This window comes from Ewingella sp. AOP8-B2-18 (genome assembly GCF_052376015.1).
Taxonomy (GTDB): Bacteria; Pseudomonadota; Gammaproteobacteria; order Enterobacterales; family Enterobacteriaceae; genus Ewingella; species Ewingella allii.
Genome location: NZ_JBQSVB010000003.1, coordinates 418,256 through 425,634, shown reverse-complemented (window position 1 = coordinate 425,634; position 7,379 = coordinate 418,256). Strand labels below are relative to the sequence as shown.

The 7,379-nt window shown below is 51.1% G+C and carries 8 protein-coding genes; 6 read left to right on the top strand and 2 right to left on the bottom strand.

The annotated features are described in order from the left end of the window. Positions 1-157: 157 nt before the first annotated feature. Entirely contained in the window at positions 158-724 is a 567-nt protein-coding gene (gene gmhB, locus ACT3RR_RS09810; RefSeq protein WP_485904079.1) for a D-glycero-beta-D-manno-heptose 1,7-bisphosphate 7-phosphatase, read from the bottom strand. Positions 725-900: 176 nt separating this feature from the next. Between gmhB and metN the strand changes: the two genes are divergently transcribed. From metN to proS, 6 genes are all read left to right on the top strand, one after another. Further along, positions 901-1,932, top strand: a complete 1,032-nt coding sequence (gene metN, locus ACT3RR_RS09805) for a methionine ABC transporter ATP-binding protein MetN (protein WP_034792752.1) — start codon at positions 901-903, stop codon at positions 1,930-1,932. Continuing rightward, positions 1,925-2,578, top strand: a complete 654-nt coding sequence (locus tag ACT3RR_RS09800; protein ID WP_034792754.1) for a methionine ABC transporter permease MetI — start codon at positions 1,925-1,927, stop codon at positions 2,576-2,578. The genes metN and ACT3RR_RS09800 overlap by 8 nt, the downstream gene beginning before the upstream one ends. Before the next feature lie 62 nt (positions 2,579-2,640). Then, a complete protein-coding gene (locus ACT3RR_RS09795) occupies positions 2,641-3,456 on the top strand; it encodes a MetQ/NlpA family lipoprotein (RefSeq protein WP_034792756.1) in 816 nt (271 codons plus the stop codon). Between the two features lie 153 nt (positions 3,457-3,609). Continuing rightward, positions 3,610-4,017 (top strand): envelope stress sensor lipoprotein RcsF, encoded by a 408-nt coding sequence (gene rcsF / locus ACT3RR_RS09790; RefSeq protein ID WP_353503226.1) that lies wholly within the window; start codon positions 3,610-3,612, stop codon positions 4,015-4,017. Next, a complete protein-coding gene (tsaA, locus tag ACT3RR_RS09785; RefSeq protein ID WP_496200195.1) occupies positions 4,014-4,721 on the top strand; it encodes a tRNA (N6-threonylcarbamoyladenosine(37)-N6)-methyltransferase TrmO in 708 nt (235 codons plus the stop codon). The genes rcsF and tsaA overlap by 4 nt, the downstream gene beginning before the upstream one ends. 120 nt (positions 4,722-4,841) lie before the next feature. Beyond that, positions 4,842-6,560, top strand: a complete 1,719-nt coding sequence (gene proS, locus ACT3RR_RS09780; RefSeq protein ID WP_496200194.1) for a proline--tRNA ligase — start codon at positions 4,842-4,844, stop codon at positions 6,558-6,560. A gap of 108 nt (positions 6,561-6,668) precedes the next feature. Here the strand turns inward: proS and nlpE are convergent, their stop codons facing one another. Beyond that, entirely contained in the window at positions 6,669-7,346 is a 678-nt protein-coding gene (gene nlpE / locus ACT3RR_RS09775) for an envelope stress response activation lipoprotein NlpE (protein WP_496200193.1), read from the bottom strand. Between the last annotated feature and the right edge of the window lie 33 nt (positions 7,347-7,379).

Sequence of the window (7,379 nt, the reverse complement as noted above, 5' to 3'; positions counted from 1 at the left end):
CCGGTCGCCGCTGTTTTTAATCTTTCCGACTCGTTCACTTCGTGATGTTGTTCACGTTGTTCCCTGTCGATGGAGCGGCATTATAGGGAGTTGAGATGGAATGGCAAGCAAATAAAATCACTTTTATTCTGCTTGCCGTTTTTTTATTCACAAAGCCTTATTTCTGAGCTTTTTTGATGAAAACAGGCAGATCAGCAAGGGTATCGAGCACGGCATCCGCCAAGTTTTCGCCTTCAGCCGTGACAGGTTTGCCGCTTCTCACCAGAATTTTATGCCCGACGCCCGCAGCAATACCGGCCTGCAGGTCTTCGATTTTGTCCCCTACTATATAAGAAGCGGCCATATCGATGTTTAACTCGTCTTTGGCGGTCAGAAACATGCCGGGCATCGGTTTGCGGCAATCACAAACTTGAGCGAACTCTTTTACTGAACCTTCTGGGTGATGAGGACAGAAATAGATGCCGTCCAAATCCACGCCGCGATCGGCGAGAGACCAATCCATCCACTCGGTCAGCGTCATAAACTGAGCTTCGGTGAATTTGCCACGGGCAATACCAGACTGATTCGTTACCAGCACCAGAGCAAACCCCATTTCCTTTAATTGCAGGCAGGCTTCTATTACACCGTCTATAAACTGGAATTGGTCTATTTCATGAACATAACCATGATCGACATTAATAGTGCCATCTCGGTCTAAAAAAATTGCTGGGACTGTCTGTGCCACGTGTTTGCTCCTGATAACAACATATATAGGTGCAGTATCGCATGTTTTAGCCCACAGTGAGAGTGCTCCGCTGGTTGACTTAGACGTCTAGACGCCTTAGCATCCACCGCATACTTCTGGTTTAACCAGAGAGTTACTCATTAAAGTCACGGCACAAAAGATAGAATAAGAAGAATATGATTAAACTTTCTAATATCACCAAGGTGTTCCAGCAAGGCACGCGTTCAATCGTGGCGCTGTCGGACGTGAATCTTCACGTTCCTGCTGGGCAGATTTACGGCGTGATTGGAGCTTCTGGTGCAGGGAAAAGCACCCTAATCCGCTGTGTTAATTTGCTGGAACGCCCAACTAAGGGTCAGGTTATCGTTGATGGCCAAGATCTGATGGCATTTTCTGAGAAAGCGCTGACTCGCGCTCGCCGGCAGATTGGCATGATTTTTCAGCACTTTAACCTGCTCTCTTCTCGTACTGTCTTCGGCAACGTGGCTTTGCCGTTGGAGCTGGATAACCTCTCCTCTGGCGAGATTCAAAAGCGCGTTAGCGAATTGCTGAAATTGGTCGGTCTGGAAGATAAGCATGATGCTTACCCAGCCAACCTGTCTGGCGGCCAGAAACAGCGTGTGGCTATCGCACGTGCTTTGGCCAGCAATCCTAAGGTGCTGTTGTGCGATGAAGCCACCAGCGCGCTGGACCCGGCAACCACGCGTTCTATTCTGGAATTGCTGAAAGACATCAACCGCCGTCTGGGCCTGACTATCTTGTTGATCACCCATGAGATGGACGTGGTAAAACGTATCTGTGATCAGGTGGCGGTGATCAGCAACGGCCAGCTTATCGAACAAGATAAAGTTAGCGAGATGTTCTCTCATCCGAAAACGCCGCTGGCACAGCAGTTTATTCAATCCACGCTGCATCTGGATATTCCTGATGACTACGCCGATCGGCTGGTTGCTCAGCCCGCTGCCGATCTGGTTCCTTTATTGCGTCTGGAATTTACCGGCCAGTCGGTAGATGCTCCGCTATTATCTGAAGTGGTTCGTCGCTTCAACATTAACAACAATATTATTAGCGCTCAGATGGATTACGCCGGTGGCGTCAAATTCGGCATCATGTTGACCGAAATGCACGGTGAAGAAGCGAGTACGCAGGCTGCGATTGAGTTCTTGCAGCAGAATCAAGTGAAAGTAGAGGTGCTCGGTTATGTCTGAGGCAATGATGTGGTTAATGGGCCGAGGCATCTGGGAAACCGTTGTAATGACGCTGACCTCCGGCTTCTTTGGTTTTGTACTTGGTTTGCCTTTTGGCGTGCTTCTGTATGTCACTCGCCCTGGTCAAATCGCTGAGAATAAGAAGGTCTATCGCGTCATGTCTGCGGTGGTGAATATTTTCCGTTCGATTCCTTTCATTATTCTCTTAGTGTGGATGATTCCATTCACGCGAATGATTGTTGGGACATCAATCGGTCTGCAAGCGGCCATCGTGCCTTTAACCGTGGGCGCTGCGCCGTTTATCGCGCGTATGGTTGAGAATGCGCTGTTGGAAATTCCTAGCGGTTTGGTGGAAGCGGCTCGCGCTATGGGTGCAACACCGATGCAAATCATCCGCAAAGTCTTGCTGCCAGAAGCACTGCCGGGCTTAGTCAATGCAGCGACTATCACGCTCATCACGCTGGTTGGTTATTCAGCCATGGGTGGCGCAGTGGGTGCTGGCGGTCTGGGCCAGATTGGTTATCAGTATGGTTACATCGGATATGATGCCACCGTCATGAATACCGTATTGATTTTGTTAGTCGTATTGGTTTATCTGATTCAGTTTTGTGGCGACCGCATTGTGAAAGCGGTAACCCACAAGTAAAGCAGCACGGTTCTACCTTAAAAACATTGCGAATAATTTATCTCCCTTATAGAGGAAAGGATATGTCTACAAAATTCAAATCGATTGCAGTTGTCGGCGCGCTTTTGGGAACGCTGGCTCTGGTAGGATGCGGGCCGAAAGAACAAGATCCAAACCATATCAAAGTGGGTGTGATCGTGGGTTCTGAGCAGCAAGTAGCTGAAGTCGCACAGAAAGTGGCTAAAGAGAAATATGGTCTGGACGTTGAGCTGGTAACTTTCAATGACTATGTTCTGCCGAACGAAGCCTTGAGCAAAGGCGATATCGACGTTAACGCCTTCCAGCACAAGCCTTATTTGGATCAGCAGATTAAAGATCGCGGCTACAAACTGGTGCCAGTCGGTAACACCTTCGTGTACCCAATTGCTGGTTACTCTAAAAAAATTAAATCCATCTCTGAGCTGAAAGCAGGCGACCAGATTGCTCTGCCGAATGACCCAACTAACCTTGGCCGTTCACTGTTGCTGTTGCAGAAAGAAGGTTTGATCAAACTTAAAGACGGCGTTGGTCTGCTGCCTACCGTTCTTGATGTGACTGAGAACCCTAAAAACTTGAAACTGGTTGAGCTGGAAGCACCACAGCTGCCACGTTCACTGGATGATGACAAAATTGCTCTGGCAGTGATCAACACCACTTACGCCAGCCAAATTGGTCTAACCCCTGAGAAAGACGGCATCTTCGTAGAAGACAAAGAGTCTCCATACGTTAACCTGATCGTTTCTCGTGAAGACAACAAAGACGCTGAGAACGTTAAGAAATTTGTTCAGGCGTACCAGTCTGACGAAGTTAACGCTGCGGCGAATAAAATCTTCAACGGCGGCGCAGTTAAGGGTTGGTAAGTTTCATCAGAGGCTAAATTGCCCCTGATGAGGCAAACTCTTTTCTAAATAAATAACAAGGCGGGCTTATGCTCGCCTTGTTATTTTCCTAATACCTTGCTTCAATAACGCCACATTATTCCCCACTACATAGTACAAAGCAGAGGATATACCATGCGTGCTTTACCTCTCTGTTTGTTAGCTCTCTTGCTAGCTGGTTGTTCTGCGACTCACAAACCGCTGCCACCCACGCCTGAAAAGCCAACTCCGGTAGAACCAAAACCTGTAAAACCAAAACCAGCGCCCGTTCGCCCTGCACCGGTGAAACTGTATAAAGATGCTGAAGCTTTGGTAGGCACACCGTTCCGCGATCTGGGTGAAGTCTCTGGCGAATCATGTCAGGCCGATACTCAGGATTCACCGCCAAGCTTAGCGACCGCCCGTAAGCGCATGCTTACTCGCGCGTCCTATATGAAAGCCAATGCCGTATTGCTGCACCAGTGCCAGATTATTACCGGCGTCCCAGGTTGCCACCAGCAAGCTGTTTGCCAAGGTTCGGCGTTAAACGTTACCTTTAAATGACATCATTTTCGTTCGCCCAAATAGGGACCATTCACTCTCCCTATAAAGAGAAATTCGCGGTGCCGCGTCAGCCTGGCTTGATTGAAGATGGCGGCGGAGAACTGCACTTGCTGCCTCCTTACAATCAGGCTGAAGCCGTAAGAGGGCTGGAAGATTTTAGCCATATTTGGGTGATGTTCATTTTCCACCAAACGATGGAAGGCGGCTGGCGTCCAACCGTGCGCCCGCCTCGTTTGGGGGGTAATGCGCGAGTCGGCGTGTTTGCGACTCGCTCAACCTTTCGGCCAAACCCCTTGGGGATGTCGCTGGTTGAGCTGAAAGGCATTCGCCGTCAGGGGCAAAATGTAGTGCTCGAGTTGGGCAGTCTGGACTTGGTCGACGGCACACCCATTGTCGACATCAAACCTTATCTGCCTTTCGCCGAGAGCCATCCTGAAGCACGCGCCGGTTTTGCCCAGTCGGCGCCTGTCGCCACTATGCCGGTTACTTTCTCTGCCAGCTCAGAGCAGCAACTGCTGCTTAATAGTGTCAAGTACCCTCACCTGCGCCGTTTTATCACGCAGGTTTTAGGTCAGGATCCCCGCCCTGCTTACCGTAAAGGTGAGGAAGTTGAACGAGATTACGCCGTCCATCTGCTGGAATTTAACGTGCGCTGGCGGGTGATTGACGATGTGAACCACGTCTTGTCTCTGGACAAAAACTAAATTTCCATCCCTTCTCTTTTGACAACCCGCAGTCGCTGGTAAACTAAACCACTTTTTCACGTTTTGGCTGCCCACTGGCAGCTCGATTGCAATTAGCAGTGCTAACGGAATCAACACAACATGCGTACAACTCAATATCTGCTCTCCACATTAAAAGAGACGCCAGCCGACGCCGAAGTGATCAGCCACCAGCTGATGCTGCGCGCTGGGATGATCCGCAAATTGGCTTCAGGTTTATACACCTGGTTGCCGACCGGTCTGCGCGTTCTGCGTAAAGTTGAAAATATCGTGCGCGAAGAGATGAATAACGCACACGCCATCGAAGTATCAATGCCGGTGGTTCAGCCCGCAGACTTGTGGCAGGAGAGTGGTCGCTGGGAGCAGTATGGCCCTGAGTTGCTGCGTTTCGTCGATCGTGGCGATCGCTCATTCGTGCTCGGCCCAACGCATGAGGAAGTCATCACCGACTTGATCCGTAACGAGCTCAGCTCTTATAAGCAACTGCCGCTGAACTTCTTCCAGATCCAGACCAAATTCCGTGACGAAGTTCGTCCGCGCTTTGGTGTGATGCGTTCTCGCGAATTCATCATGAAGGATGCTTACTCCTTCCACACCACGCAGGAATCCTTGCAGGAAACCTACGACGCGATGTATGCCGCTTACAGCAAAATCTTCAGCCGTATGGGTCTGGATTTCCGTGCTGTGCAGGCTGATACCGGATCAATCGGCGGTAGCGCCTCTCACGAGTTCCAGGTGCTGGCGTCAAGCGGCGAAGATGACATCATCTTCTCTACAGACTCTGACTTCGCGGCTAACATCGAGCTGGCAGAAGCCGTGGCTCCGGCCACTCCGCGCGCGGCTGCAACCGAAGAGATGCGTCAGGTTGCTACGCCAAACGCCAAAACTATCGCCGAGCTGGTTGAGCAATTCCAACTGCCGGTTGAGAAAACCGTTAAAACGCTGATGGTTCATGCCACCGAAGAGAGCGGCCACAAGCTGGTTGCCCTGCTGGTTCGCGGCGACCACGAGCTGAATGAAGTGAAAGCCGAGAAGTTGCCACAGGTTGCTTCGCCGCTGACTTTCGCCACCGAAGCTGAGATCCGCGCAGTAGTCAGTGCTGGCCCAGGCTCTTTAGGTCCAGTTAATCTGCCAATGCCAATCGTGGTAGACCGCACCGTAGCCGTGATGAGCGACTTCAGCGCTGGCGCAAATATCGACGGTCAGCACCTGTTCGGCATCAACTGGGAGCGCGATCTGCCGCTGCCACAGGTTGCGGATATCCGTAACGTGGTTGAAGGCGATATCAGCCCAGACGGCAAAGGCACTCTGCTGATTAAACGCGGGATCGAAGTGGGTCACATCTTCCAACTCGGCACCAAGTATTCTCAGGCGATGAATGCCACCGTGCAGGGCGAAGACGGCCGTAACCAAGTGATGACCATGGGTTGTTACGGTATCGGGGTAACTCGCGTGGTGGCGGCGGCTATCGAGCAGAATCACGACGACCGCGGGATCATCTGGCCAGACGCTATCGCGCCTTTCCAGGTCGCCATCCTGCCAATGAACATGCAGAAATCTTTCCGCGTGAAAGAAGCTGCAGAAACCCTGTACGAAACGCTGCGTGCCAAAGGCATTGATGTGATTCTGGATGACCGTAAAGAGCGTCCGGGCGTGATGTTTGCTGATATGGAGCTGATTGGCGTGCCTTATCAAGTGGTTATCGGCGATCGTAATCTGGATGCGGAAGAGCTGGAATACAAAAACCGCCGTACCGGTGAGAAGCTGATGATTAAGCAAAGCGACATCGTCGAGCACCTGCTGAACCAAATCGCGCGTTAATCCGCGCAGTTTAAGCCGTTAGCAGCAATAAAAACGCCCGTCTAAAACGGGCGTTTTTTTATGCTTTGCGTCTAACAGGCATTTAGCCGTGAGAACTGAGCAGTGAAATTACGGACAGCCTTTGCCGGCGTCGAATTTAACTTTGTTATCAGCCACGACGGACTTCTGCATCACGCCTTGCTCAGTGGATGGCTCAACGATGAAGTGACCGTCCATTGAAACAAACACCAGCTCATTCGGCTTTTTACGCGCCGCAAGATAGCCCTGCTCCAAGGTTTTGTCATTCGACACTGGGAAAACCTTGCCCGTCGCGCAATCGCTGAAGGTGGCGATATCTTCGCTAAACTGCACCATACCGGTCAGCGCCATTGGCGTTTTCGGCATGTCTTGCTTCGTCGGGGTCAGCTGATAATTAAACTGGGAGACAATCGGCTCGCCGTGGATATCCAGCATCTCCAGATTTTCCCCTTGCGGGCGGAAATAGCGTTTCTCCCCTTTGCCGTCAGTCAGCACCAGCTTGTCGGCGGTACGCGCCCACTTACCATAGCTGGCCAAGGCCAGATCGCCATCCCGCGCGCCTTGGTAAGTTTCCTGCAAAATGTACGTCCCATCCTGTTGTAAGAACAGGGAGGTTTGAATTCCGCTACAGTCAGCGCACGGCACTACGCCGCTGAAGCTCTGCTGCATTGCCTCGAAAGGCTGTTCGTGATTGCTGGCCAAGGTATGACAGCCAAACAATGACAACGAACCCAGCGCCAGCACTGCGCCAATAATTAATTTCTTCACCCTTATCTCCCTTTACATCCCATGTCACTGTGG

Bases quoted from the DNA above. Each gene is read 5' to 3' on its own strand.
- metN (WP_034792752.1), top strand. From the start codon at position 901: ATGATTAAACTTTCTAATATCACCAAGGTGTTCCAGCAAGGCACGCGT.
- ACT3RR_RS09800 (WP_034792754.1), top strand. From the start codon at position 1,925: ATGTCTGAGGCAATGATGTGGTTAATGGGCCGAGGCATCTGGGAAACC.
- ACT3RR_RS09795 (WP_034792756.1), top strand. From the start codon at position 2,641: ATGTCTACAAAATTCAAATCGATTGCAGTTGTCGGCGCGCTTTTGGGA.
- rcsF (WP_353503226.1), top strand. From the start codon at position 3,610: ATGCGTGCTTTACCTCTCTGTTTGTTAGCTCTCTTGCTAGCTGGTTGT.
- tsaA (WP_496200195.1), top strand. From the start codon at position 4,014: ATGACATCATTTTCGTTCGCCCAAATAGGGACCATTCACTCTCCCTAT.
- proS (WP_496200194.1), top strand. From the start codon at position 4,842: ATGCGTACAACTCAATATCTGCTCTCCACATTAAAAGAGACGCCAGCC.